General features: G+C 71.7%; 21 protein-coding genes and 1 tRNA gene. 10 read left to right on the forward strand and 12 right to left on the reverse strand.

Annotation, left to right across the window (positions count from 1 at the left end; all coding sequences use genetic code 11):
* Positions 1 to 69: 69 nt before the first annotated feature.
* Genes CP967_RS03490 through CP967_RS03500 form a run of 3 tightly spaced genes read right to left on the reverse strand, consistent with a single transcriptional unit; the run spans position 70 to position 4,638 of the window.
* Positions 70 to 2,034: an ABC transporter permease/substrate-binding protein gene (locus CP967_RS03490; protein ID WP_150486509.1), complete on the reverse strand. Its 1,965-nt coding sequence runs from the start codon at positions 2,032 to 2,034 to the stop codon at positions 70 to 72.
* On the reverse strand, positions 2,024 to 3,571 hold the full coding sequence (locus CP967_RS03495) for a sugar ABC transporter ATP-binding protein (RefSeq protein WP_150486510.1): 1,548 nt from the start codon (positions 3,569 to 3,571) through the stop codon (positions 2,024 to 2,026). Before CP967_RS03495 ends, CP967_RS03490 begins: the two co-directional genes overlap by 11 nt.
* Positions 3,568 to 4,638: a LacI family DNA-binding transcriptional regulator gene (locus CP967_RS03500; protein ID WP_229888523.1), complete on the reverse strand. Its 1,071-nt coding sequence runs from the start codon at positions 4,636 to 4,638 to the stop codon at positions 3,568 to 3,570. Before CP967_RS03500 ends, CP967_RS03495 begins: the two co-directional genes overlap by 4 nt.
* 396 nt (positions 4,639 to 5,034) lie before the next feature.
* Between CP967_RS03500 and CP967_RS03505 the strand changes: the two genes are divergently transcribed.
* The gene (locus CP967_RS03505; RefSeq protein ID WP_150486511.1) at positions 5,035 to 5,757 is read left to right on the forward strand and encodes a class I SAM-dependent methyltransferase; all 723 of its coding nucleotides are present in this window, start codon (positions 5,035 to 5,037) and stop codon (positions 5,755 to 5,757) included.
* Positions 5,758 to 5,888: 131 nt separating this feature from the next.
* Here CP967_RS03505 and exaC read toward each other — a convergent pair whose 3' ends face one another.
* The 3 genes from exaC to CP967_RS03520 all read right to left on the reverse strand — a co-directional run bounded on the left by exaC (position 5,889) and on the right by CP967_RS03520 (position 9,840).
* Entirely contained in the window at positions 5,889 to 7,412 is a 1,524-nt protein-coding gene (gene exaC, locus CP967_RS03510) for an acetaldehyde dehydrogenase ExaC (protein WP_150486512.1), read from the reverse strand.
* A gap of 109 nt (positions 7,413 to 7,521) precedes the next feature.
* Complete coding sequence (locus tag CP967_RS03515) at positions 7,522 to 8,775, reverse strand: GAF domain-containing protein (protein ID WP_150486513.1); 1,254 nt, start codon at positions 8,773 to 8,775, stop codon at positions 7,522 to 7,524.
* Positions 8,776 to 9,012: 237 nt separating this feature from the next.
* Positions 9,013 to 9,840, reverse strand: a complete 828-nt coding sequence (locus CP967_RS03520; RefSeq protein ID WP_150486514.1) for an SDR family oxidoreductase — start codon at positions 9,838 to 9,840, stop codon at positions 9,013 to 9,015.
* 118 nt (positions 9,841 to 9,958) lie between these two features.
* On the opposite strand from CP967_RS03520, the gene CP967_RS03525 reads away from it, so the two are divergent.
* The 7 genes from CP967_RS03525 (at position 9,959) to CP967_RS03555 (ending at position 13,734) form a co-directional block, all read left to right on the forward strand.
* Positions 9,959 to 10,576: a TetR/AcrR family transcriptional regulator gene (locus CP967_RS03525; protein ID WP_150486515.1), complete on the forward strand. Its 618-nt coding sequence runs from the start codon at positions 9,959 to 9,961 to the stop codon at positions 10,574 to 10,576.
* Positions 10,577 to 10,984: 408 nt separating this feature from the next.
* Positions 10,985 to 11,191, forward strand: coding sequence for a hypothetical protein (locus CP967_RS03530; RefSeq protein WP_150486516.1), 207 nt, complete (start codon positions 10,985 to 10,987; stop codon positions 11,189 to 11,191).
* Positions 11,175 to 11,708, forward strand: a complete 534-nt coding sequence (locus CP967_RS03535) for a DUF6879 family protein (protein WP_150486517.1) — start codon at positions 11,175 to 11,177, stop codon at positions 11,706 to 11,708. The genes CP967_RS03530 and CP967_RS03535 overlap by 17 nt, the downstream gene beginning before the upstream one ends.
* On the forward strand, positions 11,684 to 12,520 hold the full coding sequence (locus CP967_RS03540; protein WP_150486518.1) for a Scr1 family TA system antitoxin-like transcriptional regulator: 837 nt from the start codon (positions 11,684 to 11,686) through the stop codon (positions 12,518 to 12,520). The genes CP967_RS03535 and CP967_RS03540 overlap by 25 nt, the downstream gene beginning before the upstream one ends.
* A 61-nt stretch (positions 12,521 to 12,581) precedes the next feature.
* Positions 12,582 to 12,896, forward strand: a complete 315-nt coding sequence (locus tag CP967_RS03545; protein ID WP_150486519.1) for a hypothetical protein — start codon at positions 12,582 to 12,584, stop codon at positions 12,894 to 12,896.
* A gap of 38 nt (positions 12,897 to 12,934) precedes the next feature.
* The gene (locus CP967_RS03550; protein ID WP_150486520.1) at positions 12,935 to 13,165 is read left to right on the forward strand and encodes a DUF397 domain-containing protein; all 231 of its coding nucleotides are present in this window, start codon (positions 12,935 to 12,937) and stop codon (positions 13,163 to 13,165) included.
* A gap of 92 nt (positions 13,166 to 13,257) precedes the next feature.
* Positions 13,258 to 13,734, forward strand: a complete 477-nt coding sequence (locus CP967_RS03555) for a hypothetical protein (protein WP_150486521.1) — start codon at positions 13,258 to 13,260, stop codon at positions 13,732 to 13,734.
* Positions 13,735 to 14,062: 328 nt separating this feature from the next.
* Here the strand turns inward: CP967_RS03555 and CP967_RS03565 are convergent.
* A tRNA-Leu gene (locus CP967_RS03565) sits at positions 14,063 to 14,150 on the reverse strand.
* Between the two features lie 378 nt (positions 14,151 to 14,528).
* Between CP967_RS03565 and CP967_RS03570 the strand changes: the two genes are divergently transcribed.
* Both CP967_RS03570 and CP967_RS03575 read left to right on the forward strand, forming a co-directional pair.
* Entirely contained in the window at positions 14,529 to 16,088 is a 1,560-nt protein-coding gene (locus CP967_RS03570; RefSeq protein ID WP_150486522.1) for an alpha/beta hydrolase, read from the forward strand.
* Positions 16,085 to 16,330: a hypothetical protein gene (locus tag CP967_RS03575; RefSeq protein ID WP_190175165.1), complete on the forward strand. Its 246-nt coding sequence runs from the start codon at positions 16,085 to 16,087 to the stop codon at positions 16,328 to 16,330. The genes CP967_RS03570 and CP967_RS03575 overlap by 4 nt, the downstream gene beginning before the upstream one ends.
* A gap of 100 nt (positions 16,331 to 16,430) precedes the next feature.
* On the opposite strand, the gene CP967_RS03580 is transcribed toward CP967_RS03575, so the two are convergent.
* Genes CP967_RS03580 through CP967_RS03600 form a run of 5 tightly spaced genes read right to left on the reverse strand, consistent with a single transcriptional unit; the run spans position 16,431 to position 21,641 of the window.
* Positions 16,431 to 17,516: a sugar phosphate isomerase/epimerase family protein gene (locus CP967_RS03580; protein WP_150486523.1), complete on the reverse strand. Its 1,086-nt coding sequence runs from the start codon at positions 17,514 to 17,516 to the stop codon at positions 16,431 to 16,433.
* Positions 17,517 to 17,569: 53 nt separating this feature from the next.
* Positions 17,570 to 19,006, reverse strand: coding sequence for an alkaline phosphatase family protein (locus tag CP967_RS03585; protein ID WP_150486524.1), 1,437 nt, complete (start codon positions 19,004 to 19,006; stop codon positions 17,570 to 17,572).
* Positions 19,003 to 20,178 carry a metabolite traffic protein EboE gene (eboE, locus tag CP967_RS03590; protein ID WP_150486525.1) on the reverse strand — a complete coding sequence of 392 codons (1,176 nt, stop codon included), beginning with the start codon at positions 20,176 to 20,178 and terminating at the stop codon, positions 19,003 to 19,005. Before eboE ends, CP967_RS03585 begins: the two co-directional genes overlap by 4 nt.
* A gap of 3 nt (positions 20,179 to 20,181) precedes the next feature.
* Positions 20,182 to 21,030, reverse strand: a complete 849-nt coding sequence (locus CP967_RS03595; RefSeq protein ID WP_150486526.1) for a TatD family hydrolase — start codon at positions 21,028 to 21,030, stop codon at positions 20,182 to 20,184.
* Positions 21,030 to 21,641: an EboA domain-containing protein gene (locus CP967_RS03600; RefSeq protein ID WP_150486527.1), complete on the reverse strand. Its 612-nt coding sequence runs from the start codon at positions 21,639 to 21,641 to the stop codon at positions 21,030 to 21,032. Before CP967_RS03600 ends, CP967_RS03595 begins: the two co-directional genes overlap by 1 nt.
* Positions 21,642 to 21,643: the final 2 nt, after the last annotated feature.

Genomic DNA, 21,643 nt, shown 5'->3' on the forward strand with positions numbered 1-21,643 from the left:
GTTCGGTCCGGGCCCGGAGTGGGGTCCGGGCCCGGGGGCCGCCGGGTGGGGCCGGCGGCCCGGGCGGGGTCAGGAGAAGTCGGCGACGTTCTCCCTGGTGACGACCTTGACCGGGACCTTCACCGTACCGGCGACCTTCTCGCCGTCGGCGGCCTTGACCGCGTTCTGCACGGCGATCCTGCCCAGTTCCTTCGGCTGCTGGGCGACGGACGCGTAGAGGGTGCCCGCCTCGACGGCCTTCAGCCCGTCCGGGGTGCCGTCGAAGCCGACGACCTGGACGGACTTCCCGGCCTTGGACCCCAGGGCCTTGGCCGCGCCGAGCGCCATCTCGTCGTTCTCCGCGAAGACGCCGGTGATGCCGGGGTGGGACTGGAGGAGGTTGGTCATGACGTCCAGGCCCTTGGTGCGGTCGAAGTCGGCCGGCTGGGTGGCGACGACCTCGATGCCCGGGTACGCCTTGATGCCTTCGGCGAAGCCCGCGCCGCGTTCCCGGCTGGCGGAGGTGCCCGCGGTGCCCTGGAGGACGACGATGCCGCCCTTGCCGCCGAGCTTCTCGGCCAGCGCCTTCGCGGCCAGCTTGCCGCCGGCCACGTTGTCGGAGGCGACGAGGGTGGCGGTATCGGCCTTGTTGACGCCCCGGTCCGCGGCGATCACGGGGATGCCGGCCTTGTTGGCGCTGCGGACGCCGGGACCGACCGCGTCGGAGTCCACCGGATTGACGATGATCGAGGTCGCTCCGGAGCTGGTGAAGTTCTGGAGCTGGTTGGCCTGCTGGGAGGCGTCGTTCTGGGCGTCGGTGACGGTGAGGTCGATCCCGGCCTTCTCGGCCTCCGCCTGGGCACCGGCCTTCATCTGCACGAAGAACGGGTTGTTCAGGGTGGAGAGCGACATGCCCACCTTGGTGGTGGTGCCGGAGGAACCGGAGTTGAAGAAGGACACCGCCGCCACGACGGCGGCCACACAGACCACCGCGATGCCGGCCTTCAGGGCGCCCTTGCGCCCTGATCCGGGAGCTCCCGGGGCCGCCGGGGCCCCGCTCGCCGGGGTGGATCCGGCCTTGCGGCGCACCGTGTCCAGCAGCACGGCCAGCGCGATGACGACACCGATGACGACCTGCTGCCAGAACGCGGAGACCGACAGGAGGTTGAGCCCGTTGCGGAGCACGGCGAGGATCAGCGCGCCGATGAGGGTGCCGGACGCCTTGCCGACGCCGCCGGCGAGGCTGGCACCGCCGATGACGACGGCGGCGATCGCGTCGAGCTCGTAGCCCTGTGCGGCCTGCGGCTGCGCGGAGACGAGACGGGAGGCGAGGACGATGCCCGCGACGGCGGCGAACAGGCCGGACAGGGCGTAGATGGCCAGCTTCTGCTTCTTGACCCGCAGTCCGGAGAGCCGGGCCGCCTCCTCGTTGCCGCCGATGGCGTACATGGAGCGGCCGATGTAGGTGCGGCCCAGGATCAGCGCGGTCAGCAGCCCCATCGCGATCATGACGAGGACGGGGACGGGCAGCCAGCCGCCGAGCGTGTCACCGAGCACGGAGACGGAGTCGGGGAAGGGGATCGGGCTGCCCTGGGAGATCACCAGGGACAGGCCGCGGGCGACCGAGAGCATGGCCAGTGTCGCGATGAACGGCGGCAGCTTCCCGTACGCGACGAGGGCGCCGTTGACGAAGCCGCAGGCGATGCCGGTGGCCACCGCGAGGACGACCGCCAGCCAGACGGGTACGCCCGCCGAGGTCGCGGACCAGGCGCAGACCGTCGCCGACAGTGCCGCGACCGAGCCGACGGAGAGGTCGATGCCGGCGGCGACGATGACGAAGGTGACGCCGAACGCGAGGATGGCGGTCACGGCCGCCTGGACGCCGACGTTCAGCAGGTTCTGGGTGGTGAGGAAGTCCGCGGACAGCAGCGACATCGCCACCAGCAGGACGACCAGGGCGCTGAGGGCTCCGTTGTCGAGCAGCAGCCGGCGCAGGGTGTGCGCCGCGCCGGCGCCCGCCGCGCCTGTCTTGCCCGTATGCGTGTCAGTGGCCACGGGGGCCCTCCTTGCCGGTCTCTGCGTCGTCTGTGGGGGTGGGGGCGGACACGTTGCTGACGGCGAGGGCCATCACGGTGTCCTGGGTGGCCTCGTCGGCCGGGAGTTCACCGGCGATCCGGCCCTGTGCCATGACCAGGACCCGGTCGCTCATGCCGAGGACCTCGGGCAGGTCGCTGGAGATCATCAGCACCGCGTGGCCGGAGGCGGTCAGCTCGTTGACGAGCTGGTAGATCTCGACCTTGGCGCCGACGTCGATGCCCCGGGTGGGTTCGTCCAGGATCAGCACCCGGGTGTCGGCGAGCAGCCACTTGCCGATGACGACCTTCTGCTGGTTGCCGCCGGAGAGCGTGCGCACGTGCTGGCCGAGGCCCGCCATGCGCACGCCGAGCTGTTCGGCGATCCGGGCGGCGGCGGTGCGCTGCCCCTTGAGGTCGACGATCCCGGAACGGGTGGCCGAGCGCAGGGTGACCAGGCCGAGGTTCTCCTGGACGGAGGCGTCGAGGACCAGCCCCTGGCCCTTGCGGTCCTCGGGGACGAGGCCGAGGCCCGCCCCCATCGCCGCGGTCACGTCGTGCCTGCCGAGCCGTTCGCCGCGCACCTCGACGGTGCCCGTGTCGTACGGGTCCGCGCCGAACACGGCCCGGGCCACCTCGGTGCGGCCGGCGCCGACGAGTCCGGCGAGGCCGACGACCTCTCCGGCGTGCACGTCGAAGCTGATGTCGTGGAACACGCCGTGCCGGGTGAGGCCGCGCACCGACAGCAACGGCTCGCCGGTCTCCGGGCGTTCACGCGGGTACTGCTGGTCGATGCTGCGGCCCACCATCAGCTGGACGAGCTCTGCCTCCGGGGTGGAGGCGGGCACCTGGCCGACGCTGCGGCCGTCGCGGATCACGGTGACGCGGTCGCCGAGGGCGGCGATCTCGTCCAGGTGGTGGGTGATGAAGACGATCCCGACGCCGTCCTCGCGCAGCTGCCGCACGATACGGAACAGCTTCTCGACCTCCTCGGAGGTCAGCACGGCGGTCGGCTCGTCCATGATCAGGACGCGGGCGTCCAGGCTCAGGGCCTTCGCGATCTCGACCATCTGGAGCCTGGCGATGCCGAGTTCACGCACCCGGGTGCGGGGCGGGACGCTCAGGCCGACACGTTCGAGCAGCACTTCGGCGTCGGCGTCCATCCGCCGCCGGTCGATCATGCCGAAGCGGCGCGGCTGACGGCCCAGGAAGATGTTCTCGGCGACCGTCAGATCGGGTACCAGGTTGAACTCCTGGTAGATCGTGGCGATCTTGAGCTTCTCGGCGTCCTCGGCCCCGTGGATGCGGACCTCTTCGCCCCGGGCGAAGATCCTGCCGCTGTCGGGCCGGTAGGCGCCGGAGAGCATCTTGATGAGGGTGCTCTTGCCGGCCCCGTTCTCGCCGAGCAGCACATGCACCTCGCCGGCGCGCAGGTCGAAGTCGACGCTGTCCAGGGCGACGACGCCGGGGAAGGTCTTGCGTACGCCTTCGATGCGCAGCAACTCCACTGACTCGCTCACGCGTTGCTCCTCGGTGTGGACGTGCGCCCGTCACCCTCGACGGTTACGCCGGCTTCACGGGTTTCGCCGGTTTCACCGGTTTCACCGCAGGAACTGCGGATGACGAGCCGGGCGGGCAGGGTGACGGACTGCGGGGGGCGGCCCTCGACGATGTCGACGAGCGCGCGCACGGCGGCCCGGCCGAGTTCGCCGGTCGGCTGGGCGATCGCGGTGATCGGCGGGGCGGTGTGCAGGAACCACGGGATGTCGTCGAAGGCGGCGATCCCGATGTCCTCGGGGACCCTGAGGCCGTGCGCGCGGATGGCGTCGAGTGCGCCGAGCGCCATCAGGTTGTCGGCGGCGAACACGACCTCGGGCGGTTCGGGCAGGGCCAGGAAGTGCTCGGTGGCGCGGCGCCCGCTGTCGGCCTGGAAGTCGCCCTGGCCGATGTAGGCGTCGGGCAGGGCCAGTCCATGGGCGCGCATCGCGTCGCGGAACGCCCCGACGCGTTCGTCACCGGTGGTGGTGGCGGCGGGCCCGGCGATGATGGCGAGCCTGCGGTGACCCAGCGCGTGGAGGTGCGCGACCAGGTCCCGCACGGCCCGGTGCCCGTCGGCGCGTACGACGGGCACGTCGACGCCCGGCATCCAGCGGTCCACGAAGACCATCGGGGTACCGCTACGGGCGACGTCGCGCAGGAGCGGGGAGTCCCCGTCCGCGGGTGAGACGAGCAGTCCGTCGATCCGGCGGTCCAGCAGGGTCCGTACATGGTGGTCCTGCTGCTCGGGCCGCTCGTCCGCGTTCCCGATGATCACGCTGTACCCGAGCGCCCGGGCCTCCTCCTCGACGGAACGGGCCAGCGCGGTGAAGTACGGGTTGAGCACGTCGCTGATGACCAGGCCGAGCGTGCGCGTCTGGTCGGTGCGCAGCGAACGGGCCACGGCGTTGGGCCGGTAGCCGAGGGCCTCGACGGCGGCGAGCACCCGTCCGCGCGCGTCCGGGCTGACGGAGGGATGGCTGTTCAGGACGCGGGAGACCGTGGCGACAGAGACTCCCGCCCGGGCCGCGACATCCTTGATGCTCGCCATTTCCGGACCACCTCCTTGTGGTTTCGGTATGTCGTCGAGACCAGCGGAACCAGCCGTGGAATCGATTACACGGACGATTGGAATCGATTACATGGCGGAAAACAACCCCCTGGGGCGGGGCCGAGACCGGATCGTGACGATCGCGCCGCCCGAGGGGCCGGGGGGACGGAGACCGGGCGGGAGGGACTTCCGGCCCGCCCCTCCCGACCGACGCCCGGCCCCTCTCGCCCGACGCCCGGCCCCTTCCCGGCCGCCTCTTCCGGTCGGCCGCCCAGGTTCCTCCCGCCCGGCGCCCGGCCCCTTCCCGGCCGCCTCTTCCGGCCGGTGCCCGTCCGCCCCTCCCACCCGGAGCCCACCCGGAGCCCGCCCGGCACCCGCCCGGAGGACAATGACCGGATGACGATGTCCGAGCTGGTCCCGGCAGCCGATCTGGAACGGCTCGCCGTGGTCGCCAACAACACGATGAACCGCGAGCGGGGCCTGAACGGCGTGAACAGTTACGCCCGTGAACTCGGCCTGGATCCGCTCCGCCACCTGGCCGGGCTCTCCCCGGCCCCGTCCTGGCTCGACCTGTGCAGCGGCGAGGGCCGCGCGCTGTGCGAGGCGGCGTCCGCCCTGCCGGCGGGCGCGGTGCTCACCGGCGTGGACCTCGTGGGACCGCTCGGCGCCGTGCCGGGACCGCCCGCGCCGGAACTCGTCGTCGCCTCCGTCACGCGCTGGGCACCGGACCGTACGTACGACCTGATCACCTGTGTCCACGGGCTGCACTACGTCGGGGACCAGCTCGGCCTGCTCTCCCGGGCCGCCTCCTGGCTGGCCCCCGGCGGCCTGCTGCTCGCGCACTTCGACCCGGACTCGGTGCGCGGCCCCGACGGCGCACCGGCCGGGCGCGCCGCTGTGAGGGCGTTGCGCGCGGCGGGGTTCCGGTACAGCGCCCGGCACCACCGGCTGAGCCTCCGCGGTGCCCGTGAGGTGCGGCTGCCGTTCCGCTACCTGGGCGCCGACCCCGCCGCCGGCCCGAACTACACGGGCCAGCCGGCCGTCGGCTCGTACTACTCGTCCGTGGCGGCGGACGGGCCTTCGAAAGGCACCGGAACGGAACTGGCCGACAGCCGCTGATCACCCCGCCGGCCGCGCGGGGTACGTCCGGGCCCTCGCCGCCGCCCCGGTCCCCGCCCGGCCCGAAGGCGGGACGCGGAAGGGCGCCCGGCCCGCGTTTCCGCGGGCCGGGCGCCCTTCCGCTTCATCCGTCAGAAGAAGCCGAGCTTCTTCGGCGAGTACGACACCAGGAGGTTCTTCGTCTGCTGGTAGTGCTCCAGCATCATCTTGTGGTTCTCCCTGCCGATACCCGACTGCTTGTACCCGCCGAACGCGGCGTGGGCCGGGTAGGCGTGGTAGCAGTTCGTCCAGACCCGGCCCGCCTTGATGGCCCGGCCCGCCCGGTAGGCGGTGTTGGCGTCCCGGGTCCATACGCCCGCGCCGAGCCCGTACAGCGTGTCGTTCGCCGTCCTGATGCCTTCGTCGAAGTCCGAGAAGGACGTCACCGCGACCACGGGCCCGAAGATCTCCTCCTGGAAGATCCGCATCCGGTTGTCGCCCTCGAAGACCGTCGGCTGGACGTAGTAACCGCCCGCCAGGTCGCCCCCGTGCTCGATCCGCTGGCCCCCGGTGAGGATCTTCGCGCCCTCCTGCTGACCGATCTCCAGGTACGAGAGGATCTTCTTCAGCTGTTCCTCGGACGCCTGGGCGCCGATCATCGTCTCGGTGTCCAACGGGTGTCCGGGCACGATCTGTTCGGTACGGGCGATGCCCGCTTCCAGGAACTCGTTGTAGTGCCCGCGCTGGATCAGCGCCCGTGACGGGCACGTGCAGACCTCGCCCTGGTTGAGGGCGAACATGGTGAAGCCCTCCAGCGCCTTGTCGCGGAAGTCGTCGTCCAGCGCCCATACGTCGTCGAAGAAGAGGTTGGGCGACTTGCCGCCCAGCTCCAGCGTGACGGGCTTGAGGTTCTCCGAGGCGTACCGCATGATCAGGCGCCCCGTCGTGGTCTCGCCGGTGAAGGCGATCTTCGCGACCCGCGGGCTGGAGGCCAGTGGCCTGCCCGCCTCCGTGCCGAAGCCGTTGAGGATGTTGACGACCCCGGGGGGAAGCAGGTCCGCGACCAGGCTCATCCACACGTGGATCGACGCGGGGGTCTGCTCGGCCGGCTTGAGGACCACCGCGTTCCCGGCGGCCAGCGCGGGGGCGAGCTTCCAGACCGCCATCAGGAGGGGGAAGTTCCACGGGATGATCTGGGCCACCACCCCCAGGGGTTCGTGGAAGTGGTACGCGACGGTGTCGTCGTCGATCTCGCTGAGCGAGCCCTCCTGAGCGCGCAGCGCACCCGCGAAGTACCGGAAGTGGTCGATGGCCAGCGGGATGTCGGCGGCCAGCGTCTCGCGCACCGGCTTGCCGTTCTCCCAGCTCTCCGCGACCGCCAGCTCCTCCAGATGCTCTTCCATCCGGTCGGCGATCCGGTTCAGTACGGTCGCACGGTCACCCGCGGACACCGCCCCCCAGGCGGGAGCGGCCGCATGGGCCGCGTCCAGGGCGCGCTCGACGTCCTCCTCGGTGCCGCGGGCGATCTCCGTGAAGGGGCGGCCGTCGACAGGGCTCGGGTTCTCGAAGTACCGGCCGCGGGCCGGCGGGACGTAGGCGCCGCCGATCCAGTGGTCGTAACGGGACTCGTACGAGACGATGGCGCCCTCGGTACCCGGCGCGGCGTAGCGGGTCAACTCTGTGGCCTCCCTGCTCCGGTGCCGTCCGCCGTCGGACGGCCCTCGACGCGAGGCTAGACAGCGGGACGTTGCAACTCCGTTGCACCGGCCGGTCGTTCCCGCGGGGCTATGCGCGCTGCTCCGCGTCGAGCCCCCGCACCCTGGCCAGCAGGGCCGCCCGCCGCTCCGGGGGTGCCGCCGCGGCGAGCGCCCGCCAGACGGGGAGGTCCTCCGCCCCCCACGGGCTGTACGCCCAGTCGGCGAGCAGACCCGGATCGCCCCGTGCGATCAGCGCGGCCCGCAGCTGCCCCGCGATCCGGTGCCGGAGCCGGACGGCCGCCGGCGCCTGCGAACGCGGCAGCAGGGGGCCCGCGTACGCGCCGAGCGCCGCCGCCACCGAACCGGACTCCAGCCTGCGTGTGACGGTGTCGAAGTCGGTGTCGAGCGGTACGCCCAGCCGGTACGGGCGCGAGCACAGCAGTCCGGGCCCCAGGAGCCGCCGCAGCCGCGTGAGTTCGGCGCGCAGGGTCACCGGGTGGGCGGACTCGTCCTCGTACAGCTCGATCAGCAGTCCGTCACCGCCGAGGCCCTCCGGGTGGAGGGCCAGCGCCACCAGGATCTCGCTGTGGCGCCTGCTGAGCCGGATCCTGCGCCCGCCCAGGGTCAGGAGCGCCTCGTCACGGCCGAGCGCGCAGAGCCGTGCCGCCCCGTCGTCCGGCCGCGGCGCGAGGAGCGCGAGCTGGGACTCGGCGGCGCGTGCCACGGCCTGTACGAACGCCAGGCTGTGCGGATGGGCGAGCTCGTTCCCGCCGGTGATGTCGACCGCGCCCAGGACCCGGCCCGTGTGCGGGTCGTGCAGCGGGGCGGCCGCGCACGTCCACTGCTGGACCGGCCGGAGGAAGTGCTCGGCCGCGAACACCTGGACCGGGCGGCCGACGGCGAGCGCCGTGCCGGGCGCGTTCGTCCCGGCCTCCGTCTCGGCCCAGCGGGCGCCCTCCACGAAGTTCATCCGTTCCGCGCGCCTCCGGGCCCGCGCGTGCCCCTCCACCCAGAGCAGCCTGCCGTGCGCGTCGCAGACCGCGAGCAGGTGTCCGCCGTCCATGGCGTAGGGGCCCATGAGCTCGCGGACCGTCGGCATGACACGGGCCAGCGGGTGGGTGTCCCGGTACGGTCCGAGCTCGTCCGCACGGAGGTCGACCGGCGCCGTGCCGTCCGGGCTGACCCGCGCCCTGGCGGAGCGCCGCCACGACTGGCCCACCACCGGGCGCACCGGTGCGTCCAGCCGTCCGCCGGAGGTGAACGCCTCATGTGCGCGGTGCAGCCGGCCGAGCCGGGCGCCGGGGTCCGCGTCGGCTGCCGGAGCCGCCCAGGGGTCCGTCAACTCGCCCTCCCGTCCGCGGCGACGTGCCACCCCATCATCGGGGCAACGGACGTGTGCGACAACCGTCGGGCACGGGGCGATCCCTCCGCTCACCCCGGAGTGCGTGATCACCGGTCAGGAAGCCCCGCGGAAGCGGCACTCGGCGGGGCGGGGGCCGGGCGGCGGGGCGCTGCGCGAGGGCGCGCCCGCCCGGCGCGCGGGCGCGGTGCCCACCGGTGTGGGCACCGCGGCGCGGGGTCAGCGCGGCATGGGGGCGGGCTGGGCGTCCGTGCGCATCGCGGCGTCGGTGCCGCCGTCGACGTAGAGGATCGCGCCGGTGGTGAAGCGGGCCTCGGGGCGCAGGAACTGCTCGACCCAGAACGCGATGTCCTCGGGCTGCCCGAAGATCCCCAGGGGCATCGGCGTCGGGAAGGAGTCGGGGTCGGGAGTGGCCGTCACGTCGGTGGACCCGGTCATCAGCGGGGTGATCACCGCGCCGGGCGCGATCGCGTTGAGGAGGACGCCGCGGCGCCCCCACTCCGGGGTCACCGCGGTACGGCGGACCCAGCGGGCGAGGGCCAGCTTCGACGTCGCGTAGGCGGAGATGCTGGGGGCGGACTTCACGAGCGCCGCGGGCAGGGCGCTCTGCGCCGCCGCGGCGTGGTCGCGGGCGGCTTCCTCCTCGCCGTCCAGCAGCAGTTCCAGCAGGGTGTCGTCGGTCAGCGGGACGGTCGAGGCCGAGTTCGAACTGATCACGACGGCGCGGCCCGCCCCGGAGCGTTCCAGGGCGGGGCGCAGCCCCTCCAGCAGGGCCACGGGCCCGAAGTAGTTGATCGACGCGACCGCGGAGGCGCTCGGCATGTTCGGGCCGACGCCCGCGACCGCGGCCACCCCGTCCAGGGTGCCGTCACAGAGGCGGAGCACCTCCTGGACCGCGTGCCGGCGGCCGTCCCCGGTCCCGAGGTCGGCGATCACGTCGGCGTCCCGCAGGTCCACCCCGATGACCCGGTGGCCCGCGGCGCGCAGCCGTTCGGCGCTCGCGGCGCCCATGCCCGAGGCGGAACCGGTGACGGCGTAGGTACTCATACAGCTCTCCTTCGGCGGGCCGCGGTGACGGCCCGCATCGATCCGATGGAACCCATCATAATTCAATCAATGATTGGACAACGTCAGTGACGTCTGCGCCTGTGATGAAATGGAACGCATGAGCCAGCCAGAGGCCCCCACCCGCGACCGCCTCCTCGACGCAGCCAAGCGGCTGTTCCTGGAGAAGGGGGCCGACCAGGTCTCCCTGCGCTCGGTCAACACGGCGGCCGGGCTGAACCCGGGGGCGGTCCACTACCACTTCGGTTCACGCGAGGGGCTGGTGTCGGCGCTGCTGGAGCGGGAGCTGCGGCCGATGTGGAGCGGACGGCTGCAAGCCCTGTCGGGGCCGGCCGGCCAGGACCTTTGCGTACGCGACCTGGTGGCCGCCCTCGTCGAGCCGTTCGCCGAACTCGTCACCACCCGCGACGGCCGGGTGCTCTGCCACCTACTGGCCCGCACGGCCCTGCCCACGGGCCAGGTCCTCAACGTCTCCCCCCTCTTCGCCCCGGCGCCCTTCGAGGTGCTCCTCGGGCGGGCGCTGCCGGAGCTGTCACCCCAGGAGGTCACCGAGCGCTGCCGGCTCGCCTTCGGCCTGGTGATGGAGTCCTACGGCCGTCCGCTGGTCAAGATGCCCGCGGAGCCGTCACCGTTTCCGCACACGGGGACGGTGATCGCGTTCCTCGTCGCCGGACTGACCGCGCCGTCGTGCCACACGGCGGACACCGGCACCGCCTGACCGGCCGGCGGTCATCGGCCGGCTGTCGGTACACGTCCGCACCCCGCAGAAGGCCCGGACCGGCCGGGACCTTCGCCGGTGTCCGAGGGAGGGCTCGGCCCGGGCGCCCGGGCGCCGGCCCCGACTCTTCCGGCCGGGGAGGATCTACCTCATGAGCCCCGTCCTGTCGCTTCGGACCGGTCACGCACACCCAGGGTGTCGTGCCGCTGCCGGTCATGCGTCGGTCATGTGGCCAGCCTTCCTTCACCCCAGGCCCGGTGACGCTCCCATGCCTCCTGCTCGCCGCCCCGGCCAGGACTTTATGCAATGACGCGCATAGTCGCGTTCCTGCATGGACGACACACCCGCCCCGCTCGTACGGTCGTGACGACCGGCCCGCAAAGGGCCCGCAGCAGGGGGTTCGTAGCCATGGCTCGTGAGGAACTGTCCCGGCTTACCGGCAACGGGAACGGCAACTGCAACAACGACGACTGCCCGAACGTGTACCGGGCTGCTGACGGCTCCATCGTGGTGCAGGGGGACACCGACGCCACCTTCCAGCCTCCGGCCGGGGAAGCCCTCGTCCGTATCCCTGAGAGCGTGCTGAAGGAGGCCGTACGTGCTCTTGGATGGTGAGGACTGGACCGCCAAGGTCCAAGGCTTTGAGCAGGAAGCATGGAGGCTCGAAACGCTTCCGTGGTACCGAGTCCCGAGCGAGGACGGAGATATCCGGGACTTCCTTGCCGGGCACCGGATCGACCCACAGGGCTATTCCTCCGGATATACGGAGGGCCTACGGAGAATCCGGGCGGCGGGAAGGTCCAAGGGGCGTGTCCACATCGTCACCCGGCCTCTGACGGACTATCTGCGGTTTGAGTTCATGTATTACGACGTGCACGAAGCGGCCGGAGACGACATCCGCATCCTCGATGTGACAGACCGGCCCAACCCTCTCGAAGGGGTTCAGGACTTCTGGCTTTTCGATCGGTCTGAAGTCGTCCTCATGAACTATGAGGAGAACGGGACACAGATCGGCCGGGAACTGTACGAGGGAGATCCCGCACCGTACGTCGAGTACCAGAGAATTGCGCTGGCGGAGTCGGTGCCGTTCAGGGAGTACGTGAACCGGTGGCCATCGAACCTGACCAGCTAGACCAGTCGGGTCGTGAACTAGCGGCCATGCTCAAGCAGCTACGCAAACAAGCCGGGCTCTCAGGGGTCCGGCTTGCTGCGCGTTGCAATATGAGCCAATCCAAGATCAGCCGGATCGAGGGCAACAAATCTCGCCCGTCACTACTGGACGTTGAACAACTCCTCCGGGGCCTTGAATCTTCTCCTGCTATAGCTGCTGAGGTTATGGCCTTGGCCAGGATCGCTCAGACCGAATGGCAGGGCGGTAGAGCTCTCCGAAGGAAGGGGATCGACAAGAAGCAGGTACAGCTAGCCGGCCTCGAAGCGTCATCAAGTACGTTTCGGTACTTCTTGCTTTCGATGGTCACGGGGCTCTTGGCCACACCTGAGTACGTCAGTGCCAGCCTCGCCCAGGCTCCTCCGGAGCAGCAAGCTAAAGCTGTTGCCATGAAGCTGGACAGGCAACGAGTGCTGTTCGACCGATCCAAGCACTTCACATTCATTCTGACCGAGCAGGCCGTCAGGTACCCGCTCATCCCGCCTGATGAACTAGCGATACAGATTGATCGCCTGGCGTCTTTGACTCACCAGCCGAACGTTCGACTCGGCGTGATCCCCAGGGGAGTTCAATTCACGTCCGGGGCCTTGAACACGTTCACGATCTACGATGAGGCGCTTGCGACCGCTGAACTTGACCTTGGAGCCATCGCATTCCGTGACAGTCGCGATGTGCATGATTTGATTCGCCGCTTCAGCCAATATGAGGAACACGCACTCTTCGGAGAACAAGCTAGGGAGCAGCTAGCGGCCTGGGCGGCGTACTGCCGTCGATGATCTTTATTCGACAACGCGCATAGAGCTGGAGGTCCCCCGTCGGCGGCCCGAGGATGTACTCATGCCGACCGAACCGAAGAAGGACCGCCAGAAGGCCCCGCAGAGTTGGCGGATGGACCCGATCCCGAGCCGTCCGGCATGCCGGGGCGATGAGGGGAAAATTCGCGTCCCCATGCGGCTGACGAAGGACGGTCGGCATATGGCAGACACGGAAATGATTCTGCTCCCGTCTGAGGCCGCCTTACTGGCCGACAACCCGACCAACGCGATGCGCGACAACGCCAGGCCGATACTGCACGAGATCTTTCGGAAGAGCGCACCGGCTCTTGGCCCGGGCGTCGTATCCGTGTCGAAGTCGGATCAGTACCAGCTCTGAGTCTGCCCCCGTCACTGATCTCACAGGAAGGCACACCCATGCCCGGAACCGACCTGTACAGCCTGCCCATCGACGGCGCCACGTTCCTCAAGGCGTGCGGGGGCAACACACACCCCGACGGCGAGTCCTGCGCCACGCTGGCGAAGATCGGCCCCGACGCGTGGGCGTTGGGCGACAGCAAGCGGCCCGGTGCGGAGCCGTTGCGCTTCACCACCAAGGAACTGGACGCGGCCGGAATCGACCCGGCCCGCTTCGGCCTGTCTGCCTGACGGCCGTCTCTGGCGCCCCCGGCCCTGGCTCACCCCCGAGAGGCAGGGCCGGTTGGGCGCTCCTCTTCCTCCTGCTCTGAACGGGACGACAGTTGCACCACCACGGCTACCTGTGGACCGGCTCCAAGCAACGGTTCGATGACGAGGCACTGAGGCGGCCTCCGCACCCTGATCCGCCACCGGCCGACAAGCCGGATCCGATCCAGCGGTACAGGGAAGTGAAGGCGGAGTTCCCGACCGTGGACCTGCCACCACTGGAAACGGCCCACTGGCTGATCAAGCCCGCGAAGCTCGTGCGCGGCACCTGGGAGGAGCCGGAGGAAGCGGCGGAATGGCTCGGGCAACAACTGGCTGAGTACGCACCCCGGTTCTCCTCCGAGTCGGACCGCGACAGTACGCGGCTGGCACTGCTGGTCTGCTCCGCTGTCGAACGGGTGGGCCGGGGTGGAGACGTGTCCCACGGCTTCTACCTGTTGAGACCCGCATTTCTGTCCGTAGCCCTGGTGACGTGCTCCCCGAACCGAGCCGCACCGGACCTGGCCTGCCCGACCGCTGTCCACACCCGATGAGGAGAGCACACCACGATGCCCTGTTCGATCCTGCGGTATACGAAGCACCGGATCACTCAGCAGCGGGACACAGAGGTGGCGTGGGAAGCAGGTCGCCACCAACGAACCTTCCCGAGAGAACGGCCCGACTTGAAGCGGCCCGGCTTCCGCACGTCCATGCACGGGATGCCACGCTCCACAGCGTCCCTCAGCTTGTGGCTGCTGCGCTCTCCGCCCTCACCCAGGATCAGAAGCACGGTGGCGCTGTCAGCGCGGCCTACCTGATCACGCGGCTGGTCACGCCACTGCCCAGAAAAGCAGAAAACCCCAGGTGAACTGGGGTCTTCACTGGTGTCCGAGGGGGGACTTGAACCCCCACGCCCGATAAAGGGCACTAGCACCTCAAGCTAGCGCGTCTGCCATTCCGCCACCCGGACAAGGTGTCTGCCGTTCGCGGTGTTCCCCGCGGCGACATGGAAAACAATACCAGGGGTTCGAGGCGCCTTTCACCCACGTTTCCCGTGGTCAGTGCGGTGCGGAGGGGTGGCGGCGGTTTACGGCACCGGCCCTGTCACCTTGCGTGGTGCGGCGCGTACGCAAGGTGATGTAGCCCTGGGGTGCCCGGTGGTCCCCTCCCCTGTCCGGCCCCCGGGCCGCCCGTCCGGCAGGAGCCGCGAGCGGGCCCGGTCCGGGGACAGGCCCGGGCGGGGTGCGGGGGCTGCCCCCAGCTCCCTTCGGCCGGGTGGCCCGATGTTCCCGGGGCGTGCGGGTCCTTAGCGTCCTGTGGGTACCTCCCGCCCGATCCGAGGAGCACGATGCGCGTCGTCCGTCCGGTCACCACAGGTCTCGGCCTGGTCTGCCTGCTCGTGGGTGCCGTGCCCGCGTCCGCCTTACCCGTCCCGTCGTCCGTCTCCGCCGGGCCGTCGCGCCAGCCGCTCGTCTGGAAGTCCTGTTCGCCGCAGCAGGAGGAGCTGCGTGCCGCGGGCGCGCGCTGTACGGAGGTGACCGTGCCGCTCGACTACGCCGACCCCGGCGGCCCGACGATCCGGATCGCCGTCTCACGGGTCGCCGCGACGGGGGCGCCCGGGAAGCGCCGGGGCATCCTGCTGTCCAACCCGGGCGGCCCCGGCGGCACGGGCCTCTCCCACACGCTGGGGCTGCGGTCCGCGCTGAAGGACGCGGCGGACCGTTACGACCTGATCGGCTTCGACCCGCGCTTCCTCGGCGAGTCCACGCCCGTCGTCTGCGCCCCGGCGGCTTCGAAGCCCGCCCCCGGGCCCACGACGACCCCCCGCGCGGACTTCGACCGGTCGGTGCGCGACGCCCGCGACACCGCGCGCCGCTGCCGGGACCACGGGGACAACGCCCGGCTCCTGCCGCACGCCACGTCCCGGAACGTCGCCCGTGACATGGACGCGATCCGCGCGGCGCTGGGCGAGTCCAGGCTCTCGTACTACGGCGTCTCGTACGGCGCCGACCTGGGCGCCGTCTACACCCAGATGTTCCCCCGCCGGGCCGGCCGGATCGTCCTCGACTCGTCCACGGACCCGGCCGCCACCCAGTACGAGCTGTTCCAGCGGGCCGGCAGGCCCCTGGAAGAGGCACTGGACTCCTGGGCCGGGTGGGCCGCCCGGCACGACGCGGCCTACCGTCTCGGCAGCACGCCCGCCCGTGTCCGCGCGAGTGTCCAGGAGCTGCTCGACGGGGCCGAGCGGCGCCCGGTCGTCGTCTCCGGCGTCCGCCTCGACGCACCGTTGCTGCGCCTGGTGCTGCGGCAGCTCATCCAGCACGAGGAGTACGACCCCGCGCTCGCCTCCACGGTGCGCGACCTGGCCGGCGCCGCCGCGGGCCGGCCGGTCGAGCCCGGCCCGGAACTCGCCGCCATGCTGGAGCTGCTGGCCTCCCCCGAACTGGCGGACAGCATGCTGGGCGGGGCGCTCTTCATGTGCGGGGACAGCGGCTGGCCCGCCGGGGGCTGGCCGAAGAATCCGGAGACGTACTGGCGCAACATGGAGCGCAGCCGGGTGGACCTGCCCGTCTTCGGTCCTCTCGTCAACGGCATGACCGCGCCATGTGCGTTCTGGACGCACACGTCCCGCGAACCGGCGACGGCGGTCGGCAACGGCGTGCCCGTGCTGATGCTCCAGGCCCGGCTCGACAACAACGTCCCGTACGAGGGGGCGCTGGCCCTGCACCGCCGTCTGACCGGTTCGCGCCTGGTGACGTCGGACATCCGGGCGCACGGGGTGTTCGGGCGGGCGCTGAGCGGTCTCACCCCCGATCCCTGCGCCGACCGGGCCGTCGTCGGCTACCTGCGGGACGGCACGCTCCCCGCCGCCGACCTGGCCTGCGGCCGCGCCGGGGAGGCCCGGTGATCAGCAGATGCGCGGGCCTCGCGGCCCCCGGGGTCCGTTACGGCCCTGGGATCGCCTGGCGCCCGGTGGCCGGGAGCGGGGGCGGCGTCCGGTTCCACGGCGGCACCCCTGGGGGGACCGTCTCCGGGAGCGGGGTGGGACCGGACGGTTCACGGGCCGTGGCCGGTGCGCTCTTCACCCTGCGGATGGACCCGGCGCAGGAGGTTCAGGACGCCGCCGGGCGGCGCATGGCCGGGCGTTGACGGAGGGGTGCTCCCCGGGGGAGGGCCCGCCCATCGGACGGCGGGTGCTCCCCGGGGGAGGGCCCGCCCATCGGACGGCGGTTCCTCCCCCGGTCCTGTGTCAGTCGCCGCAGCGGCCCTCGCGGAGTGAGTGGAGGTGTTCGCTGGACCTGCGGGCGAAGGCCAGGGAGTCGGCCGGGCTGTCGTGCTCGGTCTGCCAGTGGTGGTAGGAGCGGCCCCGGGGCGTGCGGGCGGTGACACGGCTCAGGAAGTCCTTGTAGTCGATGTCGCCGTCCCCCACGTCCGACATGCGGTAGCCGTCGCGGGTGGTCTCGTCCCGGACGCCGTCCTTGACGTGGAAGAGCGGGTAGCGGCCGGGCTGCCTGAGCACGTAGTCGAGGGGGTCGAAGGGGGCGGGGGTCCCGTCGGCCCGCTTGCCGAAGCGGAATCGGGCGCAGAAGGCCCAGTAGATGTCCATCTCCAGGTGGACCAGGCCGGGGTCGGTCTCGGCGAGCAGGACGTCGTAGAGGCGGACCTCCGGCCGGTCGGTGGCGAAGGAGAACTCCTCGGCGTGGTTGTGCTGGTAGAACCTCATGCCGCGCTCGCGGGCGGCCGCTCCGTAGGTGTTGAAGTCCTCGGCGGCGCGCTTCCAGCCGTCCACGGTCGCGCCGTAGCGGAACGGGCCGGAGGCGGTGCCGATGTGCTTCAGGCCCAGGGCCTCGGCGTCGTCCAGGACCTTGGTGAGGTTCTGGGCGAAGGAGTAGGCGCCGGGGTTGTTGTCGTCGTAGTAGTTGACGTGGCTGCCGATGGGGTTGAGCCCGTGGTCCTTCGCCAGCCGCCTGAGCCGGGCGAGGGTGAGCGGGCCGGCCGATCCCTGGGTGTAGCCGGCGAACTCGATCTCGTCGTAACCGTACTTCTCCAGTTCGGCGAAGACGGGGGCGAAACCGAGGGTGGAGATCTTGTCACGGAGGCTGTAGAGCTGGATGCCGAGCCGGCCGGGGGGCAGGACGGCACGGCCCTCGCCGTGCCCGTGTCCGTGGTCCTTGCCGTGCCCGTGGCCCCCGCCGTGGCCCTGTCCCGGGCGGGCGGCGGCCTCGGCGCCCGCCGCGCCTATGAGGGTGGCCGCCGTGGCGCCGGCGGCGACGCCCAGGACGTTGCGGCGGCTGAGTCTGCGGGTGAGCTCGGGGTCCTTCGGGGTGCGGCTCATGGTGGTGTGTCTCCTGTGTGGGTGGCTGTGCGGGGTGCGGGCGAAGGAGGCTGTCAGTGCGGTCCGGCGAGCTGGAGCAGCAGGGACTTCACGTCGGTGGCCCGGACCCGGCCGCCGTACGCGTCGAACGCCCGGGGGACGGAGCAGAGGATGAGCGGGCCCTCGTCGTCGCTCTCGGGGAGCCGGCCGTGGCTGCCGCGGACCGGTGAGGGGTCCAGGGGGACCACCGCCATCCGGTAGCGCATGCCGAGTTTCTTCCGGGCGAGTGCCGTGGCCGCCTTGACCCGGACATAGGGGTCCTGGGGGTCCATGAAGAGTTCGACGGGGTCGTAGCCGGGTTTGCGGTGGATCTCCACGAGCTGCGCGAAGTCGGGGGCGCGGGCGTCGTCGAGCCAGTAGTAGTACGTGAACCAGGCGTCCTTCTCCGCGACGGCGACGAGTTCGCCCGCGCGCGGGTGGTCCAGGTGGTGGGCCTTCTTGCCCTCGTCGCCGAGCAGCAGGTCGATGCCGGGCAGGTCCGCGAGGGCCGCCCTGGTGGCGTCCAGGTCCTCGGGGCGGCGTACGTAGACGTGGGCGATCTGGTGGTCGGCGACGGCGAAGGCCCGGGAGGCCATCGGGTCCAGGTACTCCATCCCGTCCTGGGTGTGGACCTCCAGCAGGCCGGCGCGGCGCAGGGCGCGGTTGATGTCGACGGGCCGGTCCACACGGGTGATGCCGTACTCGGAGAGGGCGACGACGGTGCGGCCCTCGGCGCGCGCGTCGGCGAGCAGGGGTGCCATGGCCCGGTCGAGGTCGGCGGCGGCCCGGTGGGAGCGGGGGTCGTCGGGGCCGTGGCGCTGGAGGTCGTAGTCGAGGTGGGGGAGGTAGGCGAGGGCCAGGTCAGGGGTTCGGGTGGTGAGGATGTGCCGGGTCGCGTCGATGATCCACCGGGTGGAGACGAGGCCGGCGCCGGGGCCCCAGAAGTGGAAGAGGGGGAAGGTGCCGAGTTCGGCGGTGAGTTCGTCGTGCAGGGCCGGGGGGCGGGTGTAGCAGTCGGGTTCCTTGCGGCCGTCGGCGTAGTAGACGGGCCGGGGGGTGACGGTCCAGTCGGTGTCGGCGCCCATCGCGTACCACCAGCAGATGTTGGCGACGGTGTAGCCGGGGTGGGCGCGGCGGGCGGCGTCCCAGAGCCGGTCGCCCTGGACGAGTCCGTTGTGCTGGCGCCACAGCAGGATGTCGCCGAGTTCACGGAAGTACCAGCCGTTGGCGACGATGCCGTGTTCGGCGGGCATGGTGCCGGTGAGGAAGGTGGACTGGGCGGCGCAGGTGACGGCGGGCAGGACGGTGGTCAGCGGTGCCTGTGATCCGGTGCCGGCCATGGCGCGCAGGTTCGGCATGTGGGCGAGCAGCCTGGGGGTGAGGCCGACGACGTCCAGGACGAGGAGGGGGGCGGGGCGGGGGCCGGTGGCGGGTGCGTCCTGCGCGGCGGGCCCTGGTGCGGCGGTGGTCACGGCAGTTCCTTGAGGCCGAGGTCGGTCAGGAGGTCGCGGGCGAGGGTGAGTTCGGCGGCGATGCCGTCGGCGAGCTGGGCCCGGGTGCGGGGCCGCAGCTCGGCGGGGAGCGCCTGCCAGGTGTAGGTCTCGACCTCCAGGTGCCGGGTGAGGGGCACCGGGCCGCCGACCAGCCGGGCCAGGGCCGCTTCGAGCACGGGGAGGGTGGAGGTGAGCGGGGGCGCGGGAGGGGCGTGCAGCGGTACGTGGAAATGGGAGCGCCAGGGGGTGCTGTCGGGGAGGGTGCCGCCGAAGAGGGCTTCGTCGAGGTCGTCGGTGCCGCGCGGGCCGGTGGCGGTGAGGGTGCGGGTCTGGTGCAGGAAGCGCGGTTCGGCGAAGGCCGCGAGTGCGGCGCGTACCTCGGGAAGGTGGGGGTGTTCGGCGTGCAGGGCGACGGAGAGCTGGGCCTTGGTGACGGGGACGCCCGCGGTGCGCAGGGCGTCGAGTGCGGGGCCGGGTTCCTCGAAGGAGGTGGCGAGGTGGCAGGTGTCGACGCAGACGCCGATGCGGTCGTGGCCTATGGCGGTGAGGGGGGCGATGGCGTCGGCGGTGGTCTCGACGGTGCAGCCGGGTTCGGGTTCGAGGCCGATGCTGATGGATTTCCCGGTGAGTTCGGCGAGGGTGTCGAGGCGCTGTCCGAGGGTGACGAGGGCCCGGCGGGCGGTGCCGGCCGCGGTGGGGTCGGTGGCGTAGGGGGTGCGCCAGGCCAGCGGCAGTGTGGAGACGGTGCCTTCGGTGACGTCGTCGGGGAGGAGGGCGGCGAGGAGCCTCGCGAGGCCGGTGGTGTGGGCCAGCCGTTCGGGTTCGGTCCAGTCCGGCCGGTAGACCCGGTACTTGACCTCTTCGGAGCCGAACCCCTCGTAGGGGAAGCCGTTGAGGGTGACGACCTCCAGGCCGCGGTGTTCGAGTTCGGCGCGCAGGGCGCGGAGGGCGGAGGGGTCCTCGGTCAGGGTCCGGGCGGCGGACGCGGCGAGCCAGAGGCCGATGCCGAGGCGGTCGCGGCCGAGCCGTCTGCGTACGGGTTCGCAGTGGTCGCGCAGCTGGGCGCGCACTCCGTCGAGGGTTTCGGCGGGGTGGACGTTGGTGCAGTACGCCAGGTGGACGGTGGTGCCGTCGGGGTGGCGGAAGCGCATCGCTCACTCCCCTCCGCGGAGGACGGAGTTGCCCTCGTGAAGAGGGGCGGGGGCGGCGGGGTCGAGCTGGAGGCGGCCGCTCTGGGCGTAGAAGGCGACGGGGTTGCGCCAGAGGACCTTGTCGACGTCGTCCTCGTCGAAGCCGGCCTCCAGCATGGCGTCGGCGACCTTGCGGGTCTTCAGCGGGTCGCTCCTCCCCCAGTCCGCGGCGGAGTTGACGAGGACGCGGTCGGTTCCGTGGCGGCGGAGGACGGCGACCATGCGGTCCTCGTCCATCTTGGTGTCGGGGTAGACGGAGAACCCGGCCCAGCAGCCGCTGTCGAGGGCGGCCGGGGCGGTGGTCTCGTTGAGGTGGTCGAGCAGGACGAGTTCCGGGGCCAGGTCCGATGCGCGTACGGCGTCGAGGGTGCGGCGCAGGCCGGCCTGTTTGTCGCGGTGCGGGGTGTGGACGAGGGCGGGCAGACCGTGGTCGGCGGCGAGCTGGAGCTGGGCGGCCAGGGCGGAGTCCTCGGCGGGGGTCATCGAGTCGTAGCCGATCTCGCCGACGGCGACGACGGAGTCCTTGAGGAGATAGCGGGGCAGCGCGTCAAGGACGGGCGTGCAGCGGGGGTCGTTCGCCTCCTTGGGGTTGAGGGCGAGGGCGCAGTGGTGGGCGATGCCGTACTGAGCCGCGCGGAAGGGCTCCCAGCCGAGGAGGGCGTCGAAGTAGTCGAAGAAGCTGGCGGGCGAGGTACGGGGCTGCCCGAGCCAGAAGGAGGGTTCGACCAGGGCGCGGACCCCGGCGTCGTACATGGCCCGGTAGTCGTCCGTGGTGCGGGAGGTCATGTGGATGTGGGGGTCGAAGATGCGCATCAGGACTCCTCCGTGGGGGCGGTCAGGGCGAGGACGGTGCGCAGGTCCGGTGGTACGGGGCGGCCGGCCGCGGTGCGTTCGGCGGCGAAGTCGCGCAGCATCCGGGCGAGTTCGGTGTCTCCGCGGGCCCGGTCGCCGAGCCCGGCGACGGCTTCGACGGGCACGCCCGTGAAGAGGCACTTGAGGACGGCGTGCCGCCAGCCGTGCGGGCCGAGGTGGGCGGCGGCGTACGGGCCGACGGCGGCGGCGACGAGCCGGCTGTCGTTGGTGCGCAGGGCGTCCTCGACGAGCGGGAGTGCGTCCGGGCCGGGGACCAGCCGGTGCAGGGCGAGGAGGACGGCGCGCCGTTCGGCTGCGGTCCCCTGGTCGTAGAGCCGGGCCACGACGGCCGGGCGGGGCCGGGCCGCCAGGAGGAGCAGGACGCGTACGGAGTCGGCGTGCGCGGGGCCGCAGTGGCGGCCGGCGGAGGCGAAGCGCAGCTGCCAGGGCGGGACGGCGGTGCTGGGAGCGGGGCGGGGGGCGGCGTCCGCGGCTTCGGCGAGGGCGGCGTCGAGCCAGGCCCTGGCCGTGTCGCCGAGCCGGGCGCCGAGTTCCTTCCGGCCGGTCAGCACGG

This window comes from Streptomyces nitrosporeus (assembly GCF_008704555.1).
Lineage (GTDB): Bacteria > Actinomycetota > Actinomycetes > Streptomycetales > Streptomycetaceae > Streptomyces > Streptomyces nitrosporeus.